Here is a 25659-nt window from a genome sequence, read left to right as displayed (position 1 = left end):
TAGGGCTCGGCGCGGGCCCACGTCGTCACCGCAGCGGCGCGAACCTTCCAGTCCTCTTGCCAGCCGGGCGGGCCGAGGGCAAGCGGCGTTGCCGCCGCCTGCCCGAGCTGCCGGCTGCTACTTGCCGTTTTTGCGGAGCCATTCGCGCATCTGCGCGACCTCCTTCTCCTGGTCGCGGACCACGCTCTCGGCCAGTTTGCGGATTTCCGGATCCTTGCCATGGGCGAGGACGACCTTCGCCATGTCGATGGCGCCCTGGTGGTGCGGGATCATGCCGCGCACGAAATCGGCATCGGCATCGCCGGAATAGGCGATGTCCATATCCGCATGCATTTTCATATTGGCGTCCTTGAAGGCCTTGGTGGCGGCGCTGTCTGCGCCTGCACGGTCCATCTTCATGGTGCCGTCGCCATGGCCCTGATGCTGGGCGAGGGCGGGGCCGGAGGCGGCGCCCGCAAGCGCGAGCGCCACAAGGGAGGCTTTGAAGGGATTCATCGTTCCATATCCTGTCGGTTGAGAGCGAATGACGGCGCGCACCGGGACCGGTGCCCTGCGCCGCAGAAAAAGCTGTGATGCCAGGCGCGCCTCAGGATCGAGGCGGCGGCTTTGCCGGCTCGGTCGAAATGCCGTCGAGCCGTTCCGCCAGAGCTGGCGCCGGAGGCGACCATCCGATCATCCGGGAGGGGAGGGCGAGCGCGGCAGCCTGCGCGATCAGGCCGCAGCCGATGATGCAGCAGGCCGGGGCGGCCGCGAGATGCCCGCCTTGCACGGGCGTGGGCTCATGGCAGGGCTTAGTCGCCGTGACGGGCTCTGCCCTCGACATATGGCCCGCCGAAACGGCCATGGGCATGCGGATCAGGGATGCGGCGAGCGTCACATGCGGGACGACGGCCAGACACATCAGCAAGAGCGCGAACAGCACGCGAATCCGCTGCGCCTCGCGGCGCCGCCGATCCTGCGGTGTCGTGCTCCCGGCATGCGTCATCACAACCTGATCTTTCGACCGGGATCGTGTCATGATCGCGGCAGATTCGAAACCATCATCGGACGCCGCCTTGACGCAGACCTTGACCATCAGCCTCGCCGGCATCACGGACCTGCCGCCGGGCAAGATCGCCGCGATCGTAACCTCGCTCGAGATGCACGCGCGGCCGGAGCTGCGGCCGGACCCGCCCGGCACCGATCGCTTTGCACTGGAGCCGATCGACGGGCGCGACACCGAACGCTACCTCGCCCTCTATCGGCTGCTGGGCGAGCGCTGGATGTGGTTCAGCCGCCTCGTCAAGCCGCGCGCGGAGCTGGAGGCGATCCTGACCGATCCGGCCGTTTCCGCTTATGCGGTGCGGCAGGATGGCCGGGATGTCGGGCTGCTGGAGCTCGACTTCCGCGTGCCGGGGGAGGCCGAGCTCGCCTTCTTCGGGCTGGACGAGCCCGTGCTCGGCAGGGGGGGCGGCCGCTGGCTGATGAACCGCGCCCTGGCGCTGGCCTGGGCGAAACCGATCTCGCGCTTCTGGGTCCATACCTGCACGATCGACCATCAAGGCGCGGTGGAATTCTACCAGCGCTCGGGCTTCGGGGTCTTCAAGCGCAGCATCGAGGTGGATGACGATCCGCGTCTCGCTGGCAAGATGCGGCTGGATTCGGTGCCACACCACCCGGTCGTCGCCTGAGAGCAGGCTGCCGGCCATTGCAAAAATTAAGGCGGAAGCCCGGGAGCATCCGCCTTCGCAACGATGACGCCGGCGCGGCGTTCAGGCGCGCGAGCGCAGCCCGATCGCGTCCATGCTCGCCTGGTCGCGAGCGGCCTCCGCGGCGCGCTCGGTCGCGCGCTCGCGGTCGTCGAGGATCTCGACCTTCTTCATCTCCTCGAAGGCCTCCTGCAGCTCCGCCTTGGCCTCGTCGAGCTGGCCCTGCAGATTGTCGGCCGACTGGCGCAGGTTATCGCGCCGGCCGAGGGCGGCCTTGGCATAGGTCGGATAAGCGAAATGGGCGGGATCGTTGATCCCGGCACGGGCTTCCTCCGACTGGATTTCACGATCGAGATCGTTCGCCATCCGATGGAAGTCGGCGATCATCATCTCGATCTGGCTCACCCGTCGACGTTTCTCGTCGACCTGGAAGCGCTTCAGCCGCAGAAGCGTCTCTCGCGACTTCATGTCGTTTTCAACTCCTGATCACGCATGGCCGCGACCGACCCCTCGGCCTGCGACCGGAACACTCCGCGAGACGGCGCCACAATGGCGCAAGGAGGTTGACCGTTCCTTACCGAAAAGGGCTGCTTTTTCTGCATGTTCAGATCGCGCCCAGGCTGCTGCCGCAGCTCGTCGCGATGATCTAGTGAGTCACGGCGGCCCGTCGCCGTTCCTTCCGGATTCCCCGCCTTGCTGTCCTCTTTCCGCAATTCCGGCCATGGCCCCCTTCTCTGCGGGCTCGTCCTGACCCGGCTCATCGGCTGGGGGACGACCTTCTACTCGCCCTCGGTACTGGTCCAGGGTCTCGACCGGGAGCTCGGGCTCAGCGCCGAGATCGTCTTCGGCGGCATCACGATCCTGCTGATCACGGGGGCCGTGCTCGCACCGGCGATCGGCCGCGTGCTGGACCGGGAGGGGACGCGCCGCTCGATGTGCATGGGCGCGATCATCTGCGCGCTGGGCTTCGTCGTGCTGGCGATGGCCCAGGGGCCGGTCAGCTATCTGGCGAGCTGGTTCGTGATCGGTATCGGCCATGCGATGTCCCTCGCCAATGTCGGCAACGTCGCTGTCGCGCAGCTCATGGGCGAGCGGACGCGTCGCGTCATCGGTCTGATGATGCTGGTGACGGGGCTCGCCTCGAGCCTGTTCTGGCCGTTGACGGCGGCGCTGATGAACGCATTCGGCTGGCGCACGACCTTGCTCGTCTTCGCGGCGATGCAGCTGATCGTCGTGCTGCCCATCTATGCGGCCGTGCCTCGCTTCCGTGGCCACCCCGGAGCGGCGGGAGCCGAGCCGCCGGCTGCCTCCATCGCCGAGGCCGGGCGGGTGGCGCCGGCACAGCGGCGTCTGGCGTTCTGGTTGACGGCCTTCGCCTTCTCGGCCAGTGGCCTCGTTTCCTGGGGATTGCCGCTGCACCTGATCACCCTGTTTCGCGAAGGTGGCCTGACCCAGTCCGAGGCGGTCTGGATCGCGACGCTGGGCGGGCCGGCGACCATCGCCGCGCGAGCGATCGACGCTACGCTGGGCGAGAGGCTGCCGGTCGAGCGCGTCGCCCTCTTCGGCCTGCTGCTCGGCCCGTTCTGCTGCCTGATGCTGCCCTTCCTGCCGATGAGCCTCGCCGCCGCCGGAGCCTTCGTCCTGTTGCTCAACGCCGCTCTCGGCGTCATTTCGGTGGCGCGCGCGACGTTGCCGCTGTCCTTGTTCGGCCGGCGAGGCTTCGCGGTGATGCTCGGTCAGCTCACCGTGCCGCAGAACATCGCCTTCGCGGCAGCACCGCTGCTCTTCGCCGTGATGATCGAGCGTCTCGGTCCGGATCGGACCCTGCTGGTTTCGGCGGCGATCCAGTTCCTCGGCTTCGGGGCGATGCTCGCGCTCGTGCGGTTGTTGAGCAGACCCCCGCAGCCTGTCGCGGCCACCGCGGGATAGGACGCGTTCGGCCCTCTGAACCAGCCCGCGAGCTTCTCAGGGGCGGACGAGGTCCTGGGGCGGCGCGACCGTGACGAGATTGCTCATGGCCCGCGCCGGTCGCCGGTCGCCGGTCGCCGGGTGCCGTTCCGGCTGCATGCCGCCTCTTCTCATATTCGCCTCGATTTCGCGTCTGGCTCCGGACCGAAGTGGCCCGCTCAGACCTCGCCCCCCATGATGGCCGCGAGACGCGCGTAGCTTTCCGGCAGCGAGGTGGCGTCGTCCTTCGCCTGCTTCAGGAAGGACTCCAGCGCCGGGTTGAGGCGAATTGCCTCGTCGACCTCCGCGGAGGCGCCCTGACGGTAGGCGCCGAGGCGGATCAGCTCCTCCATATCGGCATAGGTGGCCAGCGTGGCGCGCGCCTTCTGCACGACGGGGTAATAGGCCGGGTCGCAGGAGCGCGGCATGGTGCGCGACACCGACTTCAGGATGTTGATCGCCGGATACCGACCGCGTTCGGCGATGGCGCGCTCCATCACGATATGACCGTCGAGAATGCCGCGCACCGCGTCGGCCACCGGCTCGTCATGGTCGCCGCCGTCGACCAGCACGGTGAAGAGGCCGGTGATGGCGCCGTCTCCGGTGCCCGGGCCTGCCCGCTCCAGAAGGCGCGGCAGCTCGGCGAAGACCGTCGGGGTGTAGCCCTTGGTCGTCGGCGGTTCGCCCGCCGCCAGTCCGATCTCGCGCATTGCCATGGCGAAACGGGTGACCGAATCCATCAGGCACATCACCTGCAGGCCGCGGTCGCGGAAATATTCGGCGAGCGTCAGCGTGGTCAGCGCGGCCTGCTTGCGCATCAGGGCCGGCTCGTCGGAGGTGGCGACGACGACGATCGAGCGGGCGAGGCCCTCGGGTCCGAGATCTTCCTGAAGGAACTCCTGCACCTCGCGGCCGCGCTCGCCGACGAGGCCGATGATGTTCACGTCGGCGCGGGCATAACGCGCGAGCATGGAGAGCAGCACCGACTTGCCGACGCCGGAACCGGCAAAGATGCCCATGCGCTGGCCGAGGCAGCAGGTCAGGAAGGCGTTGAGCGCACGCACCCCGAGATCGAGCGGCTTGCCGACGCGCCGCCTCGCATGGGCAGGCGGCGGATCGGCCCGGAACGGATAGAGCGTGTCTCCCTGCGGGAGGGGCGGGCCGCCGTCGACCGGCCGGCCCAGCGCGTCGACGACGCGCCCGAGCCAGGCCGAGGTGGGCGAGAGCCCGGGCTGCACGCGGTCGACATAGGCGGGACAACCGCGGCGCACGCCGTCAAGGCCGCCGAACGGCATGACGAGCGCCTTTTCCCCGGAAAAGCCGACGACCTCGCAGGGGACGCGGGTCCCGGGCGCGATCTCGATGCCGACCCGGCCGCCCAGGCTCATGGCCCCGATCGGGCCCGCAACTTCGACGAGCAGGCCGCGGACCCCGATGACGCGGCCGTAGATCGTCAACCCGTCGATGCCGTCGATGGCCGAGGTCAGGGCGGAAAGACGTTCCGTGCCGTGTGAAGGGCTGTTCATAAGGCCTTCGTAAACCTTTCGTTTACCTGTGTGGTTAACACTGTGGTTCGAGGCCGCAGCGTGCGGCGGGGCCGTTTCGGCTCCGTTTCCCGCGGCGGTCTTCGCGAAACGGCGCTTTCATGCGTGGGTGTTCGGCGATCCGTGTCAAATTCGACTCACCTGGACAAGGATCGTTCACTTTCTGCGAGGAAGCGCTTGCGCTCGGGAATCACGGTTTGTTAACCAATTCACCGTAGCGTGTCGCGTGGCGTTTCATTGGGCAAGTGCGTCGTCGTCCGGGGCCGGGCTGGCCCGGGCGAGTCAAACGATCAACCTGCCCTGCGGGCGAAATTGGGGACGTGGACATGCGGGTTCTGCTGATCGAGGACGATAGCGCGACCGCTCAAAGCATCGAGCTCATGCTCAAATCCGAGAGCTTCAACGTCTACACGACGGATCTCGGCGAAGAGGGCGTCGATCTCGGCAAGCTCTACGACTACGACATCATCCTGCTCGACCTGAACCTCCCCGACATGTCGGGCTACGAGGTGCTGCGCAGCTTGCGCGTCGCGAAGGTCAAGACACCGATCCTGATCCTCTCCGGCCTCGCCGGCATCGAGGACAAGGTGAAGGGCCTCGGCTTCGGCGCCGACGACTACCTCACCAAGCCGTTCCACAAGGACGAACTGGTTGCCCGCATCCATGCGATCGTGCGTCGTTCGAAGGGCCACGCCCAGTCGGTCATCACCACCGGTGACCTTGTCGTCAATCTCGACACCAAGACAGTCGAGGTCGATGCCGCCCGCGTGCACCTGACCGGCAAGGAATACCAGATGCTGGAGCTGCTCTCGCTCCGCAAGGGCACCACGCTGACCAAGGAGATGTTCCTCAACCATCTCTATGGCGGCATGGACGAGCCGGAGCTCAAGATCATCGACGTGTTCATCTGCAAGCTGCGCAAGAAGCTGGCGAATGCGTCGGACGGCAAGAACTACATCGAAACGGTCTGGGGCCGCGGCTATGTGCTGCGCGAGCCCTCCGAGGTCGACGAGCGCATCCCGGCCTGACGCATTTCCGTCGCCCGCCCGTCATCGGGCGGTCACGAGGCGGCGCTATCAGTTTTTTTGACCTGATCGTCGGATGTACACGACAGGTCGACGGGACCCCGCCGCGAGGCGGGGTTTTTGTTTGAGCCGCACGGCCTTGGCGGTCAGTGCGCGGGAACCGGGCCGGTCGACGCTCTGGGCGCGAGCGCCGGCGGCAAGGACATGCGGACCGCCTGCGCCGGGCGGTAGAGCCCGCGCTGCTGCGGATCGGCGCGCAGCGCCGTGGCAAGGCCGATCACGGTTTCCGTCGCCCCGAGCACCAGGGCTCCGTCCGGCCCGAGCCGCGGTGCCAGGAGGCCCAGCACCTTCTCTTTGGTGGGCACGTCGAAATAGATCAGGACGTTGCGGCAGAAGATGATATCGAACCGGCCGAACTGGTCGTTGCGCTCGAGCAGGTTGTGCTGCCGGAACTCGACCATGGCACGCATCCGCTCCGAGATCTGCCACTTGTCGCCGCGCTGGCCGAAATGCTTCAGCAGCATCTGGATAGGCAGGCCGCGCTGAATCTCGAACTGGCTGTAGAGACCGGCACGGGCCTTTTCCAGAACCTCGCCCGAGATGTCGGTGCCGAGGATGGCGATCTTCCAGCCGGCCAGGCGCTCGGCCATCGCGTCGATCAGCATCGCAAGGGAATAGGCTTCCTGGCCGCTCGAGACTGCGGCGCACCAGATGCGCAGCGTCCGGCTCGCGGCGTTGGCGGCGAGCTTCTCCGGCAGCAGGACGTCGCGGAACAGATCAAACGGGGTGCTGTCCCGAAAGAACAGGGTCTCGTTGGTGGTCATCGCCTCGACGACCGCGCCTTCGATCTCGGGATCGCGGCCCATGCGAACCTGCTGCATCAGCGCGTCGATGCTCTCGATGCAGCGGCGCCGACACAGGATCCCGAGGCGGCTCTCGGCGAGATAGCGCTTGTCCGGGCCCAGCGCGAGGCCGGAGCGCTGGCGCAGCAGCAGGCAGAGGAAGGTGAAATCGGCTTCGGTCATGCCAGCGGCGCCCCACCACGTAGCAGGGCGCGGATCGCGCCGCCGATCTCGTCGAGAGGCGTCACGGCGCTGGCGTGACGCGCGCGTACGATCGAGCCGGGCATGCCCCAGATCGTGCTGCTCTGCTCGTCCTGGGCGATCACGGCGGCGCCGGCGCGGCGCAGAGCGCCTGCGCCGTCCGTGCCGTCGCTGCCCATGCCGGTCAGGACCAGGCCGAGCGCGGCCGCGCCGAGATGGCGGGCGGCGTCGCTGAAGAGCACGTCCACCGCGGGGCGACAGAAATTGACCGGGGGGCCGTCGCTGACGGCCGCGACAAGGTGGCCGAGCCGCCGGTCGATGCCGAGGTGGCGGCCGCCCGGCGCGATGTAGATGGTGCCGCGCGCCAGCCGCTCGCCGTCGAAGGGCTCCCGCGCCGGGACGCCGACATGGCTCGTCATCTGCTCGGCGAAGGAGGCGGTGAACAGGGGCGGCATGTGCTGGACCACGAGCGTCGTGATCTCGGCGAGGGCGTCACCGATATCGAAGAGAACCCTCGCGACGGCCCGCGGCCCGCCGGTGGATGCGCCGATCAGCAGATAACGGGGCATCGACCAGACCAGCGGACGCAGGTTGGCGGGGCCATGCGTCCAGTCCAGCTCGACCTCGGGCGGCAGCGTGCCCGGCTGCGGCGCCGACTGGGCGATATTGCCGAGCTTCAGGAGGAACTCGCTGCGGAAATCCAGCGACAGCGTCATCCCGGCCCGGCTGTCGGGTTTGGACACCACATCCATGGCGCCCTTGGTCATGCACTCCAGGGCCAGCCGGGTGTTGCGCTCGTTCAGGGTCGCCGCGAGCAGGATGCTGGTATGGGGGCTCTCGCGCAGGATGCGGGGCAGGGCGCTCGGACCGTCGACGCCCGGCATGTCGAGATCGAGCACCAGGACGTCCGGCTTGAACCGTCCGGCATGCGCCAGGGCGGTCTCCCCATCGCCGGCGACGGCGACGACGTTGAATTGGCCGGCTTCGCCCAGCCAGCGCGCGAACAACCCGCGCACCACGGCCGAGTCGTCGGCGATGACGACCGTCTTGTGGCGGGCTGGCCCGGAGGACGCGGAGCGTGGAACGATCATGCTGGCGCAAGGCTTCCTTGCAGGTCGAAGCGGCGAGCGGCGTTGCTCAGAGCAGTCCGACCTGATGGAACTTCGAAGCCACGATTTCCTTGTCGAAGGGCTTCATGATGTACTCGTCGGCCCCGGCGTGCATCGCGCGTGCGATATGGGCGATGTCGTTTTCCGTGGTGCAGAACACGACCTTGGGGCGCTTGCCGCCGGGCATCTGCCGCAGCGTCCGCAGGAATTCATAGCCGTCCATGATCGGCATGTTCCAGTCGAGCAGCACCGCATCGGGCATCTCGCCCTTGCAGGCATCGATGGCACGCGCGCCGTCCTCCGCTTCCGCGATGCGGAACTGCAGGCCTTCGAGGATGCGGCGTGCCACCTTCCGGATCACGGCCGAGTCGTCGACAACGAGGCAGTATTTCATGGTCGGTCTCCAGAAGCTCAGCCGGACGGTCAGGCCGCGGCGCGCAGATCAAGGTCGAGGACAGCGTCGAGGTCGAGGACGACGAGCAGCGAATCGGGAAGGCGATGGACCCCGGCGGCCAGCGCCGCCCATGTCGGGTCGAGATTGACCGGCAGCGGCTCCAGGGTCGAACGATCCAGCCGGACGACTTCCCCGACAGCGTCGACGATCAGCCCGTAGGCCTCGCCGCGATGGTCGAGGCCGATTGCCGTCAGCTCCGCGCAGCCCTTGGCGCAGGCTTCGGTCAACGCGCAGCCCAGCCGGTTGCGCAGGCAGATCGCGGTGACGATCCGGCCGCGCAGGTTGAGCAGGCCGACGATGTCGGCCGGGGCGCCGGGCACGACCGTGATCCGATCGGCGATGAAGACGTCGCGCACGCGCTCGATCGGGAGGCCGAGCAGCTGCTCGCCGATCCTGACCGTCACATAGTCGAGCGACTCGGCGAAATGCGGCGCCGGATCATGGTCGTGCTCCGCTGGCCCGGTCATGCGGCGTCCCTCATTTCCGTGCCGCGCGCATTCAGTTCGCCGAGCAGGGCACGCCGGTCGAACTTGGCGAGGATCGCATCGGCGCCGGATTCGGCAGCCTGCCTCAGCAATTCGGGCGTGGCGCAGGTCGTGAGGCCGAGAAGCCGCAGGGCGGTGTCGCGCGGGCGGGTGCGCAGCGCGGAAAGCAGGGCAAGCGCCGCGGCCACGTCGCGGTCGAGGTCGACGAGCACGAAGCCGAACTCGGGCGCCGCAGCAACTTCCGCCGCGCTCGCGCAATCCGCCGCGGTGCGGAGGGGGCGGCCGGAGGCGCGCAGCACCGGGCTCAGCATCTCGCGCAGGAATTCCGAAGGCTCGACGAGCAAGACATGCTCCGGGGCGGCCTGTCCGCGGATTGCGCCGGTCCAGCCGGGATCGCCCAGTGGCAGATAGTGGGCGAGGTCGACGATATCGGTTGCGCGGCCTCGGATGACCGCCGAGCCGATGACGCCACGCGCCCCGGAGCTCGCCAGCTCCAGCTCGAACTGCTCGTCGACGATGTCGATGATGGCCTCGACCGCCAGCGCCGCGGTCTGTCCGCCATTGGAGACGATGACCAGCGGCTGCACCCCTTCGCGCTGGATCTCGGTCTCGCCGAGCGCGGTGACCGGGACGAGGCGGTCGCGATAATGCAGCAGCGTGCGCCCGGCGCCGTGCTGGAACGTCCCGGCATCGACCTCCTCCAACCGCGTGACCAGCGACAGGGGCAGCGCCTGGATGCGGCCGGCGCCGGTGCGGAAGACCAGCATCGTCGTGCGCTCCCCGCTACCGGCGGAGACCGGCAGCGCTCCGGCTTCCTCGTCCGCCGTCTCGGAGCCGCTTCCCCCGACCAGGCGAGCGACGCCGTTGGGATCGACGATCAACACGACCGCGCCGTCGCCGAGGATGGTATTGCCCGAGAACAACGGGATGTGCCGGAGCTTGCTCGACATCGGCTTCACCACGATCTCTTCGGTATGGAAGACGCCGTCGACGAGGATGCCGAACTGCCGCTCGCCGATCTGCGTGATGACGATGAAGCCTTCCGGGACGGCCTTCTTCGGATGTCCCATCAGCTCGCCCAGCGCGACGACCGGCAGAAGCCTGCCACGCAGGCGCAACACCGGAGCGCCGTTGATCTCCTCGATCCGGCTCTCGTTGCCGGCCTTGACCCGGACGAGCTCACGCACGGCCGTCTGCGGGATCGCGTAGCGCTCGGAGCCCGCGACGACGATCAGCGCGGCGATGATGGCAAGCGTCAGCGGAATCTTGATGGTGATGGTCGTGCCCGCGCCAGGCCGGCTGGCGATGTCGACCCCGCCGCCGACGGAGTCGACGTTCGACTTGACCACGTCCATGCCGACGCCGCGGCCCGACACGGCGGTGACGTTCTCGGCGGTCGAGAACCCGGGATGGAAGATGAAGCGGGCGATCTGCGCCTCGCTCATCTTCTCGATCTCGGCCTCCGTCGCGAGGCCGCCAGCGACGGCCTTGCGGGCGATCCGCGTCGTGTCCAGCCCGCGGCCGTCGTCACTGACCGCGATCGTGACCGAGCCGCCTTCGTGCCGGGCGGTGACGCGGATCGTGCCGTGCGGGGGCTTCCCGACGGCCCGGCGTTCCTCGGGCAGCTCGATGGCATGGTCTGCGCAGTTGCGCACCATGTGGATGAGCGGGTCCTTGATCAGGTCGAGGATCTGCCGGTCGAGTTCGGTCTCGGCCCCCTCGGTGACCAGCTCGATGCGCTTGCCGAGTTCGCTGCTCAGATCGCGCACGATACGGGGCAGCTTCGCCCAGGCGCTGCCGATCGGCTGCATCCGGGTCTTCATCACCCCGTCCTGCAGTTCTGCCGTGATCAGCGACAGGCGCTGCAGCGGTGCCTTGAGCCCGGCATCCTCCTGCTGGCGCGAGACCTCGAGCAATTGATTGCGCGTCAGCACCAGCTCCGAAACCATGGTCATCAGATGCTCGATGGTGTCGACCGCGACGCGCAGCGTCGGCGGGCCGCCGCTGCGCTGCGGAGCGAGATCCTCGGCGAGCGGATGCTGCCTGGCCTCGATGCGGCCGTCGGGCCCGCGCTGCGGGCCGGGCGCGCTCTGGAAGACGATGTCCTCGGCTCCGGCCCCATCCATCGGCTTGCCGTGACGCGCGAGATAGGCCGCGACGGGGTCGACCGGCGCCGTCTGCTCCGGCCTGGCCTGATCGAGCTCGCCCTTGGCGCGGCTCGCCAGCGCCTGCAGCTCCGCGATCAGCGTCTCGTCGTTGCCTTCCGGCTCCTGCCCCTTCTCGGCGAGCTCGGCCAGAATGTCCTTGATGCGGTCGATCGTCTCGAGGATCGCCGTGACGGCGGAGGGCTTGACCGTGGCGCCGTCACGGAACTGGCCGATGACCGATTCCGCCGCATGGGTCAGCGCCTCGAGCCGCGGCAGCCCGATGAAGCCGCAGGTCCCTTTGACGGTGTGCACCAGACGGAAGATGTTCCGCAGGATGTCGCGGTCGTTGGGGTTCTGCTCGAAGCGAACGAGTTCCCGATCGACCGTGTCGAGATTCTCCCCGGTCTCAGTCAGGAACTCTTGCAGCAGCTCGTCCATGCAGGAAGATCACTCAACGCGACGCACTGCAGGAACTAAAGCAGCAGAAGGGTTTATGATCGGTTGAAGCCGGTCCCAGACTGCGAGGAATCGTTCACGCGGCCTTGGTGGCCTTGATCGAGACGGTTTCGCCCTCGATCGACAGGGAGATCGCCATTCCGGCCGCGCGGGCGACCATGCCGGTATAGACCAGCTGGACGGCATGGGCGTCGATGGCGCCGCCCTCGGATTCGCCGGCGATCAGTTCCTCGACATGGGCCGGAATCCGCGCATGGGAGCCGGTCGCCGTGATCTCGAAGGAGCCCTGCTCGCCGTCGACGCTGGCGCGCGAGACCAGCTTGCCGCCGCGCGGCACCGCCTGGGTCGCGATCAGCAGCAGGTTGAGCAGGAGCTTGACCTGGTTCTTCGGAAGCAAGGCGCGCGGGGCCTCCCAGTCGAGCGAAAGCTTCTCGTCGTTAAGGAAGCCGTTGGCGACGTTGCCGGCGTCGCCGAGATCGATCATCGCGCCGGCCGAGCCGGCAGCGCCGAAGGCGAGACGGGCGAATTGAAGCCGGGCGGAGGCATTGCGCGCGCTCTTCTTGATCAGTTCGAGCGCGAATTCCCGCATCGAGGGATCATCTTCCTCCAGAACTTCCAAGGCATTGACAATCGCGCCGACCGGGCTGATCACGTCATGGCAGACGCGGCTGCAGAGAAGTGCGGCCAGGTCGAGCGGATCGAGCGAGATGGCGGTCATGGAGGTGAATTCCCGGGATGTGCGTTGCGCCGGAGGGGTGGCGCCGTTGTTCCCAGATATGCTGCCATCTTGGTTTTCATGTGGTTAACCCCCATATTCCGGGCGACATTTTGAAGGATGAGGCCGCCATGATCGGCCGTGACGATCCCCGCCTGCGCGACCGCGACGGGCTCGGACGCAAACTTGCGGAAGCAGCCAGCGCCAGCGCCGCCGTCTTGCTCGCCAAGCGCGCTGCCTGCGACGTCAAGCTCAAGAAGGACGGATCCCCCGTCTGCACGGCCGATCTCGCGGCCGACCGTGCGGCGAAGGACGCGCTCGCATTGCTGCTGCCTGGCTTTCCGATCGTCAGCGAAGAGACGGTCGACACGGTCCGGCCGGATGCGGTCTTCATCCTGCTCGATCCGCTCGACGGCACCCGTGAGTTTCTGGCCGGCGGCGACAGCTATTGCGTCGCGATCGCCGCCGTCGTGGACGGCCGGCCGATCGCCGGCGCCATCGCTGCTCCCGCCCTGGGGCGGCTTTGGTACGGCGGCGAGCATGCCTATGCGCGGGATTTCTCGGCCGACGGGACGCTGCTCGGCCCCGAGAAGCGTGTCCATGTCAGGGCCGTTCCCGAAGGCGGGCCGGTGGTTCTGGTCAGCCGCTTCCACGGCGACGGGCGCAGCGACGGCATCACCGCCTCGCTCTGCAGCGGCAAGGGCGTGCCGATGTCCTCGGCGGTCAAGTTCGGGCTGATCGCCTCCGGCGAGGCCGATCTCCACGTCCGCTGCGGGCAGACGATGGAGTGGGACACCGCGGCGGGGGATGCCATCCTCTCGGCCGCCGGAGGAATCGTCCTTACGCTTGATGGAGCGGTGCCGCATTACGGCCGGGTCGACCGGCAGTTTCGCAATCCGCCCTTCGTCGCCGCCTCGAGCGAGGGGTTGGCGCGGCGCGCCATCGCCGGCGGATAGTCAGCGCGCGACCGTGCGCAGCACGGCCTTCCAGCGCGTCTCCGCCTTGTCCAGCAGGGACCGATCCAGCAGGAAGCGTCGGCGATTGTCGTCGGAGCGGAACAGGAAGAGGCGCGAGCCGATGACTGCGAAGCGTTCGGGGTTGCTGTCGACGGCGACCCCGTTTGCGACGCCGATCGGATCGAAGCCGGCGAAAGCCGGCGCGTAGGTCGCGGGAGCGTCCAGGAAGGCCGCGCGGTTGGCGGCCGACGCGAACCGCCAGACGATCCCGTCATGAATCAGCTCGTATTCGGCCCGCCCGGCAAGCGGCCCACCGGGGAGCTGGTAGGAGACAGGGTCGAGGCCGTTGAGCGCCAGCCCGGAAACGAGGTCGCGCTGCATCGCCTCGCCGAGCGCGGGAAGCGGCGGCAGGCCGGCCGGAAGGCTCGGCTCGGGAAGAGCCACGGCGGCCGGCGCAGGCGCATCCGCCGTGCGGGCCAGCGCCGTCTGTGCTGCGAGCGAGAACACCAGGCAGGCGAGGGCATGCCGGAGCCGGTGCTGCCATGTTGCGGCCTTCATCGCGGGCAAATCCTCGTCACGCCCCGATCCCGGGCCTGTCTGACATCAGCAAATCTTCACCGCTTGGATAGAATTGCAGCGTATCAAATTGGTTAGCGAATTGATTCGCGTTCGCCGGATGTCGCGTTTTCGACGCCCGGCAGCGAACGGCGGACAGCCCAGGATCGGCCCGCCTTCCGGCTCGTGCCGCGCCTTCCGAAGGCAGGTTGCCAAGCAACCGCCGGGCGCTGATCGGACGGACCAACTCACCGCTCCGGCGTCCGGCTCCGCCGGCCGCCCTGTCCGGAGACCATGTTCATGATCCAGACCCGCCGCAGTCTCATCACGGGCGGCCTCGCCCTGGCCGGCTCAAGCCTGGCCGGGCTCCCGGTTCCCGCAGCCGCGCAGAACTACAGCGAGCAGCGTTCATTCTCGCAGAACGAGCTCGTCACCTCCGGCCACAAATTCTTCGGCAATGTCTCGCGTGGCCTGGCGCTGGCGATCGAGGAAGCCGTCCGCCGCTGGGGCGAGCCGAACGGCTATATCCTCGGCCAGGAGGCGGCGGGCGCGTTCGTGGGCGGCCTGCGCTATGGCGAAGGCACGCTGTACACGCGCAATGCCGGTGACCGTCGGGTGTTCTGGCAGGGACCTTCGATCGGCTTTGATTTCGGCGGCGAAGGCGCCCGCACCATGATGCTGGTGTACAACCTGCCGATGGTCGATTCGATGTATCAGCGCTTCGCCGGCGTCGACGGCTCGGCCTATTTCATCGGCGGCTTCGGCTTCACGGCGTTGACCGCGGAAGGCATCACCGTGGTGCCGATCCGTTCCGGCGTCGGCTGGAGGCTCGGCGTCAATCTCGGCTATCTCAAATTCTCGCCTCAGGCGACCTGGAACCCGTTCTAGCGCCGGCGTCCCGCCCGCTCCTCTGGCCATGACGGGGCGGGCGTGGCAGGTTCGGGCCGGATTGACCCGACGCGGAGCCGCCTGCCTTGATCGAAGCCGCCATGCTGTTCGCGCTCGGCTTCCTCTGCGCTGCGCTGCTGGCGCTGGCTGCCGTGCCCGCCCTGTCGCGGCGGGCGGACCGCCTGGCGCGCAAGCGGGCCGAGGCGGCCTTTCCGCTCTCGCTGGCCGAAATCGCTGCCGATCGCGACCATCTTCGGGCCGAGCTCGCGGTACGGATGCGGTCTGTCGAGCAGGAGGCGGAACGCGGCTTCGCGGCCAAGGCCGAGGCGATGCGGGATATCGGCCAGCGCGACATGGAGATCGGACAACTTCGGCGCGACCGAAGCGAACGCGACGAGCGCATCGCGACGCTCGATGCCGAACTGAGCGAGACGCAAGGCGAGCTCGACACTGTGCGCGTTGCTCTTGAAGCCGAGCGTAACGGGCATGCGGAAACGCGCGTGGCGCTCGAGAAGCGCGTCGCCGATCTCGCCCGGCTCGAAGACAATCTCGCCGAGACCCGGCAGGCGTTGACCGGGACCGGTGCCGATCTCGCGGCGCGATCCGGCGAACTCGAGCGGGAGCGCGAGACGGTCGGGCGCGTCGAGGCGTTGCTGGCGGAGCGTGAGGGAGAATTGACCAGGCTCAGGGGCGAGCATGAGAAGATCAGGGTCGCGCAGGTCGAAGATCGCACGCAGATCCTGATCCTCCAGGGCAAGCGCGACGAACTTGCCGGCAGGCTGGTGGCAATGGAGGAGCGCTTGGCGCACAGCGACGCCGCGCTTGCGGCGATGACCGCCGAGCGCGCGGGCGAGCGCCAGCGCGCCGACGCTCTCTCGGCCCGCATCGCGCAGGCCGAGGCCGGATTGGCCGCGGCCAACGCCCAGAGCAGCGCGGCGGCGGTCGAGATGCAGCAGCATGCGCTGTTGCTGGAGCAGGAACGTGCCGGGCATGGCCAGGCAGCGGAGCGGGTCGACGCCCTCGAAGGCTGGCTGGAAGAGGCACAGCAGGCGCTGGCGGATCTGCGGCGTCAGCACGAGCAGGAGGTCGCGGCCTTGAAGGAAGCAGAACAGGGACGCGAGGGACGGATCGAGGAGCTTCAGGCCGCGTTGCGGACGCTGGAAGCTGCGCTCGCCCAGGCGCGCGACGACAGTATCGCGGCCAAGCAGGAACTCGCCACCCTGCGCCGAGAAGCCGCAACGCAGGGCGGCAACATGGCGCTGAGGCAGGAGATCATCCGCCTGGCGGACCGGCTGATGAGCCACTCCTCAGAGCCGGAAGCGGCCGAGTGAGGCCACACGCTCGGTGAAAGGTCTCGGTGCGATGGCCTGAGCGGCCCGATTTTCTTCCGGTGGGCGGTAGCCACCTCGCTTGAAAATGCTCTAGGAAGACCAGCCCGCGCCGCGCGCCGTTTCAATGGTTTGAAATCCCGTGACCGACAGTCAGATCGATCTCTTGTGCCTCGGCGAGCCGCTTGGCGAGTTCAACGCGACCCGCGCCGAAACCGGCGCTTTCCAGTTCGGTCAGGGCGGTGACACCTCCAACTGTGCGGTGGCCGCGGCGCGACAGGGGATGTCGGTCGGTTATATCGGTGCTCTGGGCGACGATATGGCCGGGCACTCGGTGCGGGCGCTGTGGAAGCGGGAAGGCGTGAACGACATGCATGTCGCGACGCATCCGACCGCGCCGACGGGGCTGTATTTCGTCGACCACGGACCTTCAGGCCATGTCTTCTCCTATCTGCGGGCCGGCTCGGCCGCGAGCCTTTACGGACCTCGCGACCTGCCGCTCGGGCTGATCGGCGCGGCGCGGATCGTCCAGGCTTCCGGCATCAGCCAGGCGATCTCGGCCAGCGCCTGCGATGCCGTGTTCGCCGCCTTCGAAGCGGCGCGCAAGGCCGGCGTGCTGACCGCCTACGATACCAATCTGCGGCTCAAGCTCTGGCCGCTGGCGCGAGCCCGCGCCATCATCCACGCCGCCTGCGCCATGGCCGATATCGTCCTGCCCGGCCTCGACGACGCCACCCAGCTCACCGGCCTCAACGAGCCGGATGCGATCGCCGACTTCTATCTCTCGCTCGGAGCGCGCGTCGTGGCTCTGACCCTCGGGCACGAAGGCTCCCTGGTCGCAACGCCGGTCCGGCGCGAGCGCTTCCGCCCGATCAAGGTCGATGCCATCGATGCGACCGGTGCGGGCGACTGCTATGACGGCGCTTTCCTGGCCGAGTACCTGCGCACAGGCGATGCCTTTGCGGCAGGGACCTACGCCAATGTCGCGGCTGCCCTCTCGACCCAAGGGTACGGCGCCGTGGCGCCGGTGCCGCGGCGCGCCGAGGTCGAGGCGCGGATCGCCGCCGAGGCCGGTGACGCGCGATGACTGTTCCTGTCCTGCAGCAGGCCGGTGCGCTGCTCGCCCGCTATGACGTGCTGATCAGCGATGTCTGGGGTGTCGTACATGACGGGCTATGGGCGCTCGAACCGGCCTGCGCCGCCCTGACCGCTTTCCGCGAGCGCGGTGGGGCGGTGATCCTGCTGTCGAACGCGCCCGGTCCTTCGGAGCAGGTGGCCAAGCTGCTCGATGCCAAGAAGGTGCCGCGTGCGGCCTGGGACAGGCTGGTCACCTCGGGCGACGTGACGCGCGCGCTGATCGCGGAGAGCCATCACAAGCTGGCCTATCATATCGGTTGGCAGAGCGACCGGGCGGTGTTCGAGGGCCTCGGCGTCGAACTTGTCGACGAGGCCCGCGCCGATCTGGTGGTGGCAACCGAACTCAACGACTACCGCAGCGAGACGCCGGAGCAGTACCGGCCGCTGCTGCGCCGCTTCGCCGAGCGCGGCCTGCCCTTCGTTTGCGGCAATCCCGACCTCGTCGTGCATGTCGGGGAAGATCTGCTGCCCTGTGCCGGGTCGCTCGCCGTCATCTACGAGGAGCTCGGTGGCCGTGTCGCCTGGGCCGGAAAGCCCTATCGCCCGGCCTATGATCTGGCGCTCGCCGCCGCCACGCAGGTGCGCGGCGGACGGCCGATCGAGGCGGACAGGGTTCTGGTGATCGGTGACGCCGTCCGCACCGACCTGGCGGGGGCGCGGCTGATGGGCTTCGACAGCCTGTTCATCGCCGGCGGCATCCATCGCGACGAGACGATGCGCGGCGGCGAAGTCGACCCTGCCGGGCTCGCCAAGGTGCTTGACGGACTGACGGTCCGCCCGGTCGCCGCGATGGCCGCGCTGGGCTGAAGCGAGCCGGTTCAGTCCTTGGGCGCAGCACGCGCCATCAGCGCATCCATGTCGATGAGGTGGCCGGCACGGTCCCGCTTCGATGCGAGATAGCGGACATTGTGGGCGTTCGGCCGGCCGAGCACGCGCTGGCTGGCCGCGACCTCCAGGCCCGCCGCCGCGATCGCGCCGATCTTCTGTGGGTTGTTGGTCAGCGCGATGACGCGCGACACGCCGAGCTGCTTCAACATGGTTGCGGCGAAGTCGAAGTGACGCTGATCGAGATCGAAGCCGAGGACCTCGTCGGCCTCGTAGGTGTCCCAGCCCTGGCTCTGCAGCTTGTAGGCGCGCATCTTGTTGGAGATGCCGTTGCCCCGGCCTTCCTGATCCAGATAGAGCAGGATTCCGCCCTCGTTCTCCGCCATCCATTGCACGGTTTCGCGCAACTGATCGCCGCAATCGCATTTCAGCGAGCCGAAGAGATCGCCGGTGAGACAGGCTGAATGGAGCCGCACAGGCACCGGCGCGGCCAGATCCGGCTTGCCGACGATGATCGCGACCTGGTCGCGCAGGCCTTCGCCGCCGCGAAACACCACAAACTCGGTTTCCGGTGCGCCCTCCAGAGGCACGGGCGCCCGGCCGACGATCGTGAGAGACGCGGCCTGCTCGGCACGGTAGGCGTTCACTGCCGCGATCTCGGCTGCGACCAGGGTTTCCCCCGCCACCGCCTCCGCGCTGACCGGCACGACAAGCGCGGCAGGCAGGACGAGAGACAGCCGCGCCAGTTCCAGCGCGGCGCTGTCCAGCGCCGAAGCCGGGGCGATGGGGGCGTCCATGCGGCTGTCGAGCCTGAAGGCCAGGCAGGCGACACGATCGAGATCGAGCGCCGGCAAGGCAAAAACGCCCGGCTCCGAGCGACCCTTGGCACCGAGGCGCCGCAGCCGCGCCGGGGTCAGGACGAGATGCCCGCTGCCGCCCGCCAACCTGTCGAGGCGTTGGACGAGCTCGCCATCGGCCAGCTCGGCCGAAAGGACCAGGCCCAACTCGCCACGGTCGCGCAGCAGGACCGGGCGCCCGGCACGAAACTCGGAAATGGCCCGCTCCACCTCGACCCTGAGGGCCTCGCCGGGGCGGCCGAAAAGCATAGACGACTCAGGCATCGAAAAACCCGTCAGGTCAGGTCACTGGGACCGGGAGGCGTCGGAGATCAGCCGGAAACGATATAGGGTCTCGTGGCCGGCCATTCCACCAACGTCTTGCGGCAATAGCGGTTCCGCGATCAAAACCCTGTCATGAGCGGCAGGTCATTCTGCCACAGGATATCCAGCGCATGAACCGCGCCTGCATGGATCGCGCGCGTTGAATGTGAGATGAATGCCGGCGACAAGCTGGGGGCGGGGGCTCGATGGACAGCCGAACGAGCAAAGAGAATCTGGTGCTTCCGGTCTATAGCCGCGTCGCCCGGGCGTTCCACTGGGTGACGGTGCTCGCGGTCTTCGCGATGCTGCCGCTCGGTCTCGCCATGACCTATCGTGGCAAGACCCTGAACATCTTCGACGCGACCACCGACGCGCTCTACAGCGCCCACAAGCTCATCGGCTTCCTGCTGCTGTGGCTGATGGCAGGGCGGCTGATCTACCGCTTCGCCCATGGCGCCCCGCCCGACGAGCCGACTCTGACCTGGTGGCAGAAGGCAGCCTCGCATCTCGTCCACTGGCTGCTCTACGGGCTCCTTCTGGTCGTGCCGCTGCTCGGCTGGCTCGGCGTTTCGCTGTTTCCGGCGCGGACCGTCTTCAACCTGTTCGATCTGCCGGCGCTGGCGGCTCCGGATCAAGGAACAGCCGAGCGCGTGCTCGGCATCCACGGCGCGCTGGCGCTGCTGCTGGGAGCGATCGCCGGCCTGCATATCCTGGCCGTGCTGCACCATCGCGTCATCCTCCGCGACGGTGTGCTGCGTCGGATGTGGCCTGGCAGCGGCTAGTCGCAGCTCAGACCGGCCGCGCCCAGAGGTCCTGGTGCCCGATCAGGGCGGATGTGGCGCTGCAGCGGGCCTCGAGCCAGCCGGCGATCGCGTCCGCGTCCTGCTGGCCCGTCTCGCTCACGGCAGCGGCGATGCCATGCGCGAGAGCATCGCGGAGCGCCGCGCGTTCACCGTCGAGACGCCAGGCGCTGTCGCCCGTCGAAACGGCGAGGCCGGATTTCCGGAAGGCCTCCGCCAGGATGTCGCAAGCTTCCGGCCCCGCTGCCGGACCAAAGCCCTTGTCCTGATGTTGATGATGCTTGAACGCGGCCAGCATGCGGGCGTCGGCGCGATGCGCGGGAGTCCATGTCTCGCGCCCGTCATAGGTCAGCACGGCGTAGAGCGGCAGCTTCTGTGCGGCGAGCGCGGCGACGAAACGCTCGATCCAGGCCTTCGAGGTCAGGTCGAAGAAAGCCGCCGCGGTCACGAGGTCGGGCTGCCAGCCAAGCACCCATTCGAGATCCCGGGTCAAATCGACCCGGCGCGTGTCGACGGTGATGCTCTTGCCTCCCTTGTCGAGCACGAGCTCCTCGCCCTGCTCGCGGCCGTCGTCTGCCCAGGCCAGCAGGCGCTCGCGCGCCAGCGCGAGCAGCGCCTCGTCATGATCGACCAGCGTCCAGTGCTGCCTGTCGGGGAGGGCGGCGTAGCTGCCTCTCAGATTGGAGCCGGCACCGCTGCCGAGGTCGAGCACCGAAAGGGATGGCCGCGCGGCGAAGGACGCACCGACCGCCGCGAGCACCTGCGGATTGCGCGCCGCATGATCAGCCGGCTCGCGCAAGGCAAGCCATTCTGCAGAGAACCCAGCCATCACCCCACCTTCCGGCCGCCGAGGCCGAGGCATGCGCCGGCCACGATCCGTGCCGTGTCTCGCCAGCGCGTCAAATTCGCTGCCGCCGCCCAGGAGGCATCGCTCCGCCGGCGGCGTTCAGCCGGCGCATCAATCAGCCTTGCGAGGGCCTTGGCAAGTGCCGCAACGTCGCCGGGCGGCACTTTCAGCGCCGCGTCGTCGGGTAGGGCCTCGGCGCCGGCACCGCTGCGGCTGCAGATGATGGGCAGGCCGCGGGCGAGCGCCTCGGTCAGGACCATGCCATAGCCTTCGTAGAGCGAGGGCATGATGAAGATATCCGCCCTGTCATAATATTCCGCCAGCCGCGCCGGGGGTACGGCTCCGGCAAGCAAGATGCGGTCCGCAAGCCGGTGGCGGTCGATCCGGCGGTGCAGATCCTCGACCGTGCGGGGGGCGTAGGCGGGCGAGCCGGCGAGCACCAGCGTCCAGGCCCGGTCGGCTACGGCCGCCAGCGCCTCGACGAGGATGTCATAGCCCTTGCGCGGAATGATCGAGCCGACGGCGAGCAGCCGCGGCGCCGAGGCAACGGCTGTTCCGGAGGCGCGCGGCGCCGGATCGGTGCCTGGGATCGCGACCGCGATCCTTTCGCCGGGGACGGCGTAGTCGGTGATCAAGGCGGTTCGCGTGGCGGGGCTGGTGACCGCGACGGCGCGGGCGTGGCGCAACGCGAATGTCTCGCTCCGGCGCAAGGCTGCCGCAGCCGCCGGTTCCAACCCCGTCTCGAGCGCCAGCGGGTGATGGACGAGCGCTACCAGGCGATCGGCGAACCGCGCGGCCAGGGGCTCGGGGAAGGCGCCAAAGGCGAGGCCGTCGACCAGCAGCACCTCGTCCGGGCCTGCTTGGTCCAAGAGCCGCTCCGTCCTTTCCAGGTCAGCTGCGGTCGGGAACGGAAACGAATCGGGCAAAGCGAGGTGGCGGGATTCGACAGCCATCTCGCGCCATTCGCGCAGCAGCCGCCGGTCATAGCCATAGCCGCCGGTGGGCGCGTCGATGTCGCCGGGGATGGCAAAGACGATTCCGCTCACGCGAGCGCGCCCTCGAAACTGGCGCGCGCAAGGTCGGTTTCGTGAAGCGTGACGCGGATGCGGGCGAGGCCCGCGCCATCGGCGCCGAGCGTACCCGACTTCGCCGCGGCGGCCATGGCATCGAAAATATGCTTGCAGAGGAATTCCGTGGTGGTGAGCACGCCTGCGAATTGCGGCAGGGCATCGAGGTTCTGGTATTTCAGCGGTTTCAGGGTCCTGGCGAGCACGTCCAGCGCCGCGCCGATATCGACCACGACGTTCTGCCGGTTCAGCGTCTCGCGGAAGAAGGCGACATCGACCACGAAGGTCGCGCCGTGCATGTTCTGGGCGGGCCCGAAGAACGGATCGGGCAGGGAATGGCCGATCATGATGCGATCGCGGACTTCGACGGAAAACATGGAGGCTCCTGTGGGCGAGGCGTGTCGATCGTTTCGCGGCAGCGTCAATAGCGAAGCACGGCGGTCAGACCGGGCCAGCCGGGAGCCAGCACGGCGGGAAGCGCGGCGGGCGCGTCGCCGAACGGAATCTCGAGCGTAATCAGCGCGTCCAGCCGATCATCGGCGAGCAGGGCCATGGCTGCGCGCGCGCGGCGCGCGTGGTTCCAGCGCGCACGGCGCGTCGCAGACACGGTTCCGACCTGCGACGAGACCAGCTGGAGGCGACGCGCGTGGAAGGCGCAGCCCAGCGGGACGGCCACCGTGCCCTCGCCGTACCAGCTCATCTCCACGATCCGGGCCTCCTGCCCGGCGCAGCCGATTGCGGTGGCGAGACCCTCCGCGCTGGCGCTCGCGTGAAAGACCAGATCGGCGTCCTGCGGCGCGGAATCGGGGAGGGTGAAACGCAGCCCGAGCGCCTCGGCCTGGACCCGGCGGCCGGGCTCGACATCCACGAGCGTGACCTCCGCGCCGGGCAAGCGCGCCGCGAGCCAGGCCGTCAAAAGGCCGAGAACACCTCCGCCCACGATCACGATCCTGTCAGCGGGGCCGGACCCGGCGTCCCAGTGGGCATTGAGGGCCGTTTCCATATTCGCGGCGAGAATGGCGCGGCGCGGCGGGACATCATCCGGCACCGGCGTCAGCCGCGAGCGCGGCACGACGAAGCGCTCCTGGTGCGGATGGAGGCAGAAGACATGGCGGCCGAGCAGGTCGTCCGGGCCGGATTCGACCCTGCCCACGGCGCAATAGCCGTATTTGACGGGGAACGGAAAGGCTCCTTCCTGAAACGGGGCGCGCATGCTGTCCCATTCGGAGGCCGGCACGCGCCCCTCGAAGATCAGCCTCTCGGTGCCGCGGCTGACGCCGCTCCAGAGCGTGGCGACGAGACAGTCGTCGGGCCCCAGCGGAGGCAGCGCGACCGCATTCAGCCGGCATTCACGGGCGGACGCATACCAAAGAGCCAGGGCTTCGGCCCTTGCCTCCGCCGCGGTGGAGGTTCTTAGCTCCCGCGCCATTGCGATCCGATCCCGTTCGTCCGAGCCCAGTTGCCGCCGATCATGACCGACACCGTCACGAACCAGCGCCCCGCTCCGACCACGTTCCAGCGGGCGGTGCAAGATGTCGAGCCGCTCGGCCTGACGCCCGCGGGGTTGCAGTCCTCGGCCACCCTGCGTCGCCGCAGGCTCGCGATGCTCGCGCTGAACCTCGCCACGCTGGCCGCGCTCGCCGCCGCGCTCGCCCGTCTGCTCGGCATAGGAGGCTGGAGTGTGACCGATGCCGCAATTCTCGTCGCCTTCCTCGTTGCCGCGCCCTGGGCCGTGCTCGGCTTCTGGAACGCAGTCGCGGGCCTTTGGTTGCTGCACGCCCGACGCGACGGTCTGGCGGAGGTTGCGCCCTTTGCGGCCGCAGCGGCAAGATCCGACCCGCTGATGCTGCGCACGGCGGTGCTGATGACCTTGCGCAACGAGGATCCGGCCCGGGCATTCCGCAGGATCAGGGCGGTCAAGGACAGCATCGATGCGACGGGCGAGGGCGTCTGGTTCGACTATTTCGTGCTGTCGGACACCAGCGACCGAGCCGTGGCGGAAGCCGAGGCAGCGCTGGCCGAGGCCTGGGCCGCCGAGATCGGCGAACCGGCACGGCTGACCTATCGCCGGCGTGCCAGCAACACCGGTTTCAAGGCGGGCAACATCCGCGATTTCTGCGAGCACTGGGGCGAGCGCTACGAGCTGATGCTGCCGCTCGATGCGGACAGCGTGATGGCGGGGGAGACCGTGGTCACGCTCGCCCGGATGATGCAGGCTTACCCGAAGCTCGGTATCCTGCAGTCGTTGGTGGTGGGGATGCCGAGCCGCTCGGCCTTCGCCCGCATCTTCCAGTTCGGCATGCGTCACGGCATGCGGCCCTACACGATGGGCGCGGCCTGGTGGGGTGGGGATTGCGGGCCGTTCTGGGGGCACAATGCCCTGGTCAGGATCGCGCCGTTCCGCGACCACTGCCATCTGCCCGTCCTGCCCGGAGGGGCACCGCTCGGAGGGGCAGTGCTCAGCCACGACCAGGTCGAGGCGGTGCTGATGCGCCGGGCCGGGTACGAGGTGCGCGTGCTTCCAGTCGAAGGCGGGAGCTGGGAGGAGAACCCGCCGACCATGCTCGATTACGCCCAGCGGGACCTGCGCTGGTGCCTCGGCAACCTGCAATACCTCAAGCTGCTCTCCCTGCCGGGGCTGAAGCCGATGAGCCGCTTCCAGCTCGTCTGGGCGGTTCTGATGTTCCTCGGCCTGCCGGCCTGGACGCTGCTGGTCGCCCTCCTGCCGCTCAAGGTCCTGGCAGACGGGGCCGTCCCGGACTATCCGGTGGCCTTCGCGGCCGGGCTCTATCTCGTCTTCCTCGCCATGTATCTGGCGCCGAAGCTTGCCGGCTTCGTCGACGTGCTGCTGAGTCGGGAGGGAACCGCCCGCTACGGTGGCCCGGGGCGGTTTCTCGCCTCGGTCGGAATCGAGCTCGCATTCGGCTTCCTGCAGACCACCGTTTCCAGCTTCCGCACCACGCGCTTCATGATCGGGCTCGTGTTCGGACAGGCGCGGATCGCGTGGAACGGACAAGCGCGCGACGCGCATGCGCTGTCGCTGGCGACCGCCTTTGCAGGGTTGTGGCCGCAGCTTCTGTTCGGCGCCTATCTGTTCGGGTCGCTGGCCTGGCTTTCGCCGACGATCCTCGCCTGGGCGCTCCCGCTGACTGCCGGCTACGTCCTGGCCATCCCCTTTGCTGTGCTGACGGCGCTGCCTTCCGCCGGCGATTGGCTGGCTCGCCACCGGCTTTGCGGCATTCCCGAGGATTTCGCAGTCCCGCCGGTGCTCGTGGCCATCGGTGCCGGAGATGCGCAGGCAGCGATGCCAGCTGCGGGCGAGCGCTGACGAGCTTCGCCGGCGCCCGGAACGCATCGCCGTCGTATCGCGTTGGATCATGACGCGGCCGGCGCGGCGCGCTAGCCTGTGCCGGTCGTGTCGACCTCGGTCGCTTCCGCGTTCAACCGAATCATGGAAGTGCTCGGGGCCGTCGTCCTGCTCAG

Annotated in this window: 26 protein-coding genes; 10 read left to right on the top strand and 16 right to left on the bottom strand. The window is 68.5% G+C overall.

Translation table 11 applies throughout. The annotated features are described in order from the left end of the window. Nucleotides 1-117: 117 nt before the first annotated feature. Nucleotides 118-495 carry a CopM family metallochaperone gene (gene copM / locus BGO20_RS16615; protein ID WP_291660055.1) on the bottom strand — a complete coding sequence of 126 codons (378 nt, stop codon included), beginning with the start codon at nt 493-495 and terminating at the stop codon, nt 118-120. Between the two features lie 91 nt (nt 496-586). After that, nucleotides 587-985, bottom strand: a complete 399-nt coding sequence (locus BGO20_RS16610; RefSeq protein ID WP_291660056.1) for a hypothetical protein — start codon at nt 983-985, stop codon at nt 587-589. A gap of 31 nt (nt 986-1016) precedes the next feature. Here BGO20_RS16610 and BGO20_RS16605 point away from each other — a divergent pair, with 31 nt between their 5' ends. Continuing rightward, nucleotides 1017-1670 carry a GNAT family N-acetyltransferase gene (locus BGO20_RS16605; RefSeq protein ID WP_291660058.1) on the top strand — a complete coding sequence of 218 codons (654 nt, stop codon included), beginning with the start codon at nt 1017-1019 and terminating at the stop codon, nt 1668-1670. 81 nt (nt 1671-1751) lie between these two features. On the opposite strand, the gene fliJ is transcribed toward BGO20_RS16605, so the two are convergent. Then, the gene (fliJ, locus tag BGO20_RS16600; protein ID WP_291660060.1) at nt 1752-2156 is read right to left on the bottom strand and encodes a flagellar export protein FliJ; all 405 of its coding nucleotides are present in this window, start codon (nt 2154-2156) and stop codon (nt 1752-1754) included. A 225-nt stretch (nt 2157-2381) separates the two neighbouring features. On the opposite strand from fliJ, the gene BGO20_RS16595 reads away from it, so the two are divergent. Next, a complete protein-coding gene (locus BGO20_RS16595) occupies nt 2382-3617 on the top strand; it encodes an MFS transporter (RefSeq protein WP_291660062.1) in 1236 nt (411 codons plus the stop codon). A gap of 197 nt (nt 3618-3814) precedes the next feature. On the opposite strand, the gene fliI is transcribed toward BGO20_RS16595, so the two are convergent. After that, nucleotides 3815-5161, bottom strand: coding sequence for a flagellar protein export ATPase FliI (fliI, locus tag BGO20_RS16590; RefSeq protein ID WP_291660064.1), 1347 nt, complete (start codon nt 5159-5161; stop codon nt 3815-3817). Nucleotides 5162-5505: 344 nt separating this feature from the next. Here fliI and ctrA point away from each other — a divergent pair, with 344 nt between their 5' ends. Then, the gene (gene ctrA / locus BGO20_RS16585) at nt 5506-6207 is read left to right on the top strand and encodes a response regulator transcription factor CtrA (RefSeq protein WP_265055836.1); all 702 of its coding nucleotides are present in this window, start codon (nt 5506-5508) and stop codon (nt 6205-6207) included. Between the two features lie 143 nt (nt 6208-6350). Here ctrA and BGO20_RS16580 read toward each other — a convergent pair whose 3' ends face one another. The 6 genes from BGO20_RS16580 to chpT all read right to left on the bottom strand — a co-directional run bounded on the left by BGO20_RS16580 (nt 6351) and on the right by chpT (nt 12616). Beyond that, the gene (locus BGO20_RS16580) at nt 6351-7229 is read right to left on the bottom strand and encodes a CheR family methyltransferase (protein WP_291660066.1); all 879 of its coding nucleotides are present in this window, start codon (nt 7227-7229) and stop codon (nt 6351-6353) included. Next, nucleotides 7226-8338: a chemotaxis-specific protein-glutamate methyltransferase CheB gene (cheB, locus tag BGO20_RS16575; RefSeq protein ID WP_291660068.1), complete on the bottom strand. Its 1113-nt coding sequence runs from the start codon at nt 8336-8338 to the stop codon at nt 7226-7228. The genes BGO20_RS16580 and cheB overlap by 4 nt, the downstream gene beginning before the upstream one ends. A gap of 46 nt (nt 8339-8384) precedes the next feature. Then, entirely contained in the window at nt 8385-8750 is a 366-nt protein-coding gene (locus BGO20_RS16570) for a response regulator (protein ID WP_038359309.1), read from the bottom strand. A 29-nt stretch (nt 8751-8779) separates the two neighbouring features. Beyond that, entirely contained in the window at nt 8780-9277 is a 498-nt protein-coding gene (locus BGO20_RS16565) for a chemotaxis protein CheW (protein WP_291660071.1), read from the bottom strand. Next, the gene (locus BGO20_RS16560; RefSeq protein ID WP_291660073.1) at nt 9274-11880 is read right to left on the bottom strand and encodes a chemotaxis protein CheW; all 2607 of its coding nucleotides are present in this window, start codon (nt 11878-11880) and stop codon (nt 9274-9276) included. The genes BGO20_RS16565 and BGO20_RS16560 overlap by 4 nt, the downstream gene beginning before the upstream one ends. 94 nt (nt 11881-11974) lie before the next feature. Then, entirely contained in the window at nt 11975-12616 is a 642-nt protein-coding gene (gene chpT / locus BGO20_RS16555) for a histidine phosphotransferase ChpT (RefSeq protein WP_291660075.1), read from the bottom strand. Nucleotides 12617-12744: 128 nt separating this feature from the next. Here chpT and BGO20_RS16550 point away from each other — a divergent pair, with 128 nt between their 5' ends. Further along, nucleotides 12745-13569, top strand: coding sequence for a 3'(2'),5'-bisphosphate nucleotidase CysQ family protein (locus BGO20_RS16550; RefSeq protein ID WP_291660077.1), 825 nt, complete (start codon nt 12745-12747; stop codon nt 13567-13569). Here the strand turns inward: BGO20_RS16550 and BGO20_RS16545 are convergent, their stop codons facing one another. Beyond that, nucleotides 13570-14127 (bottom strand): YHS domain-containing (seleno)protein, encoded by a 558-nt coding sequence (locus tag BGO20_RS16545; protein WP_291660078.1) that lies wholly within the window; start codon nt 14125-14127, stop codon nt 13570-13572. Between the two features lie 297 nt (nt 14128-14424). On the opposite strand from BGO20_RS16545, the gene BGO20_RS16540 reads away from it, so the two are divergent. From BGO20_RS16540 to BGO20_RS16525, 4 genes are all read left to right on the top strand, one after another. Next, a complete protein-coding gene (locus tag BGO20_RS16540; protein ID WP_291660080.1) occupies nt 14425-15012 on the top strand; it encodes a DUF1134 domain-containing protein in 588 nt (195 codons plus the stop codon). 86 nt (nt 15013-15098) lie between these two features. Then, nucleotides 15099-16343, top strand: a complete 1245-nt coding sequence (locus BGO20_RS16535; RefSeq protein ID WP_291660082.1) for a coiled-coil domain-containing protein — start codon at nt 15099-15101, stop codon at nt 16341-16343. A 139-nt stretch (nt 16344-16482) separates the two neighbouring features. Continuing rightward, nucleotides 16483-17427, top strand: coding sequence for a sugar kinase (locus tag BGO20_RS16530; RefSeq protein ID WP_291660084.1), 945 nt, complete (start codon nt 16483-16485; stop codon nt 17425-17427). Beyond that, a complete protein-coding gene (locus BGO20_RS16525; protein ID WP_291660085.1) occupies nt 17424-18284 on the top strand; it encodes a TIGR01459 family HAD-type hydrolase in 861 nt (286 codons plus the stop codon). The genes BGO20_RS16530 and BGO20_RS16525 overlap by 4 nt, the downstream gene beginning before the upstream one ends. Nucleotides 18285-18295: 11 nt before the next feature. On the opposite strand, the gene ribA is transcribed toward BGO20_RS16525, so the two are convergent. Beyond that, nucleotides 18296-19423: a GTP cyclohydrolase II RibA gene (ribA, locus tag BGO20_RS16520; protein WP_291660087.1), complete on the bottom strand. Its 1128-nt coding sequence runs from the start codon at nt 19421-19423 to the stop codon at nt 18296-18298. A 275-nt stretch (nt 19424-19698) separates the two neighbouring features. On the opposite strand from ribA, the gene BGO20_RS16515 reads away from it, so the two are divergent. After that, a complete protein-coding gene (locus BGO20_RS16515) occupies nt 19699-20244 on the top strand; it encodes a cytochrome b (protein ID WP_291660089.1) in 546 nt (181 codons plus the stop codon). Nucleotides 20245-20251: 7 nt separating this feature from the next. On the opposite strand, the gene BGO20_RS16510 is transcribed toward BGO20_RS16515, so the two are convergent. Genes BGO20_RS16510 through BGO20_RS16495 form a run of 4 tightly spaced genes read right to left on the bottom strand, consistent with a single transcriptional unit; the run spans nt 20252 to nt 23605 of the window. Then, a complete protein-coding gene (locus BGO20_RS16510; RefSeq protein WP_291660090.1) occupies nt 20252-21091 on the bottom strand; it encodes an SAM-dependent methyltransferase in 840 nt (279 codons plus the stop codon). Then, nucleotides 21091-22155 carry a glycosyltransferase family 4 protein gene (locus BGO20_RS16505; protein WP_291660091.1) on the bottom strand — a complete coding sequence of 355 codons (1065 nt, stop codon included), beginning with the start codon at nt 22153-22155 and terminating at the stop codon, nt 21091-21093. Before BGO20_RS16505 ends, BGO20_RS16510 begins: the two co-directional genes overlap by 1 nt. Next, entirely contained in the window at nt 22152-22553 is a 402-nt protein-coding gene (locus BGO20_RS16500) for a 6-pyruvoyl trahydropterin synthase family protein (RefSeq protein WP_291660092.1), read from the bottom strand. The genes BGO20_RS16505 and BGO20_RS16500 overlap by 4 nt, the downstream gene beginning before the upstream one ends. Before the next feature lie 44 nt (nt 22554-22597). Beyond that, complete coding sequence (locus BGO20_RS16495; RefSeq protein WP_291660094.1) at nt 22598-23605, bottom strand: zinc-dependent alcohol dehydrogenase; 1008 nt, start codon at nt 23603-23605, stop codon at nt 22598-22600. 42 nt (nt 23606-23647) lie between these two features. Here BGO20_RS16495 and mdoH point away from each other — a divergent pair, with 42 nt between their 5' ends. Further along, nucleotides 23648-25504 carry a glucans biosynthesis glucosyltransferase MdoH gene (gene mdoH, locus BGO20_RS16490; protein ID WP_291660096.1) on the top strand — a complete coding sequence of 619 codons (1857 nt, stop codon included), beginning with the start codon at nt 23648-23650 and terminating at the stop codon, nt 25502-25504. Nucleotides 25505-25659: the final 155 nt, after the last annotated feature.

This window comes from Allobosea sp. 67-29, from assembly GCF_001898115.1.
Taxonomy (GTDB): Bacteria; Pseudomonadota; Alphaproteobacteria; order Rhizobiales; family Beijerinckiaceae; genus Allobosea.
This window is presented reverse-complemented; position numbering and strand designations above follow the sequence as displayed.

Excerpts from the sequence above, each read along its gene's own strand:
- BGO20_RS16570 (WP_038359309.1), bottom strand. The coding sequence starts at position 8,750 with ATGAAATACTGCCTCGTTGTCGACGACTCGGCCGTGATCCGGAAGGTG.
- BGO20_RS16525 (WP_291660085.1), top strand. The coding sequence starts at position 17,424 with ATGACTGTTCCTGTCCTGCAGCAGGCCGGTGCGCTGCTCGCCCGCTAT.
- BGO20_RS16545 (WP_291660078.1), bottom strand. The coding sequence starts at position 14,127 with ATGAAGGCCGCAACATGGCAGCACCGGCTCCGGCATGCCCTCGCCTGC.
- BGO20_RS16500 (WP_291660092.1), bottom strand. The coding sequence starts at position 22,553 with ATGTTTTCCGTCGAAGTCCGCGATCGCATCATGATCGGCCATTCCCTG.
- BGO20_RS16510 (WP_291660090.1), bottom strand. The coding sequence starts at position 21,091 with ATGGCTGGGTTCTCTGCAGAATGGCTTGCCTTGCGCGAGCCGGCTGAT.
- BGO20_RS16610 (WP_291660056.1), bottom strand. The coding sequence starts at position 985 with ATGACGCATGCCGGGAGCACGACACCGCAGGATCGGCGGCGCCGCGAG.
- mdoH (WP_291660096.1), top strand. The coding sequence starts at position 23,648 with ATGACCGACACCGTCACGAACCAGCGCCCCGCTCCGACCACGTTCCAG.
- ctrA (WP_265055836.1), top strand. The coding sequence starts at position 5,506 with ATGCGGGTTCTGCTGATCGAGGACGATAGCGCGACCGCTCAAAGCATC.
- BGO20_RS16560 (WP_291660073.1), bottom strand. The coding sequence starts at position 11,880 with ATGGACGAGCTGCTGCAAGAGTTCCTGACTGAGACCGGGGAGAATCTC.
- BGO20_RS16495 (WP_291660094.1), bottom strand. The coding sequence starts at position 23,605 with ATGGCGCGGGAGCTAAGAACCTCCACCGCGGCGGAGGCAAGGGCCGAA.
- ribA (WP_291660087.1), bottom strand. The coding sequence starts at position 19,423 with ATGCCTGAGTCGTCTATGCTTTTCGGCCGCCCCGGCGAGGCCCTCAGG.
- copM (WP_291660055.1), bottom strand. The coding sequence starts at position 495 with ATGAATCCCTTCAAAGCCTCCCTTGTGGCGCTCGCGCTTGCGGGCGCC.
- BGO20_RS16550 (WP_291660077.1), top strand. The coding sequence starts at position 12,745 with ATGATCGGCCGTGACGATCCCCGCCTGCGCGACCGCGACGGGCTCGGA.
- chpT (WP_291660075.1), bottom strand. The coding sequence starts at position 12,616 with ATGACCGCCATCTCGCTCGATCCGCTCGACCTGGCCGCACTTCTCTGC.
- BGO20_RS16605 (WP_291660058.1), top strand. The coding sequence starts at position 1,017 with ATGATCGCGGCAGATTCGAAACCATCATCGGACGCCGCCTTGACGCAG.
- cheB (WP_291660068.1), bottom strand. The coding sequence starts at position 8,338 with ATGATCGTTCCACGCTCCGCGTCCTCCGGGCCAGCCCGCCACAAGACG.
- BGO20_RS16540 (WP_291660080.1), top strand. The coding sequence starts at position 14,425 with ATGATCCAGACCCGCCGCAGTCTCATCACGGGCGGCCTCGCCCTGGCC.
- BGO20_RS16580 (WP_291660066.1), bottom strand. The coding sequence starts at position 7,229 with ATGACCGAAGCCGATTTCACCTTCCTCTGCCTGCTGCTGCGCCAGCGC.
- fliJ (WP_291660060.1), bottom strand. The coding sequence starts at position 2,156 with ATGAAGTCGCGAGAGACGCTTCTGCGGCTGAAGCGCTTCCAGGTCGAC.
- fliI (WP_291660064.1), bottom strand. The coding sequence starts at position 5,161 with ATGAACAGCCCTTCACACGGCACGGAACGTCTTTCCGCCCTGACCTCG.
- BGO20_RS16565 (WP_291660071.1), bottom strand. The coding sequence starts at position 9,277 with ATGACCGGGCCAGCGGAGCACGACCATGATCCGGCGCCGCATTTCGCC.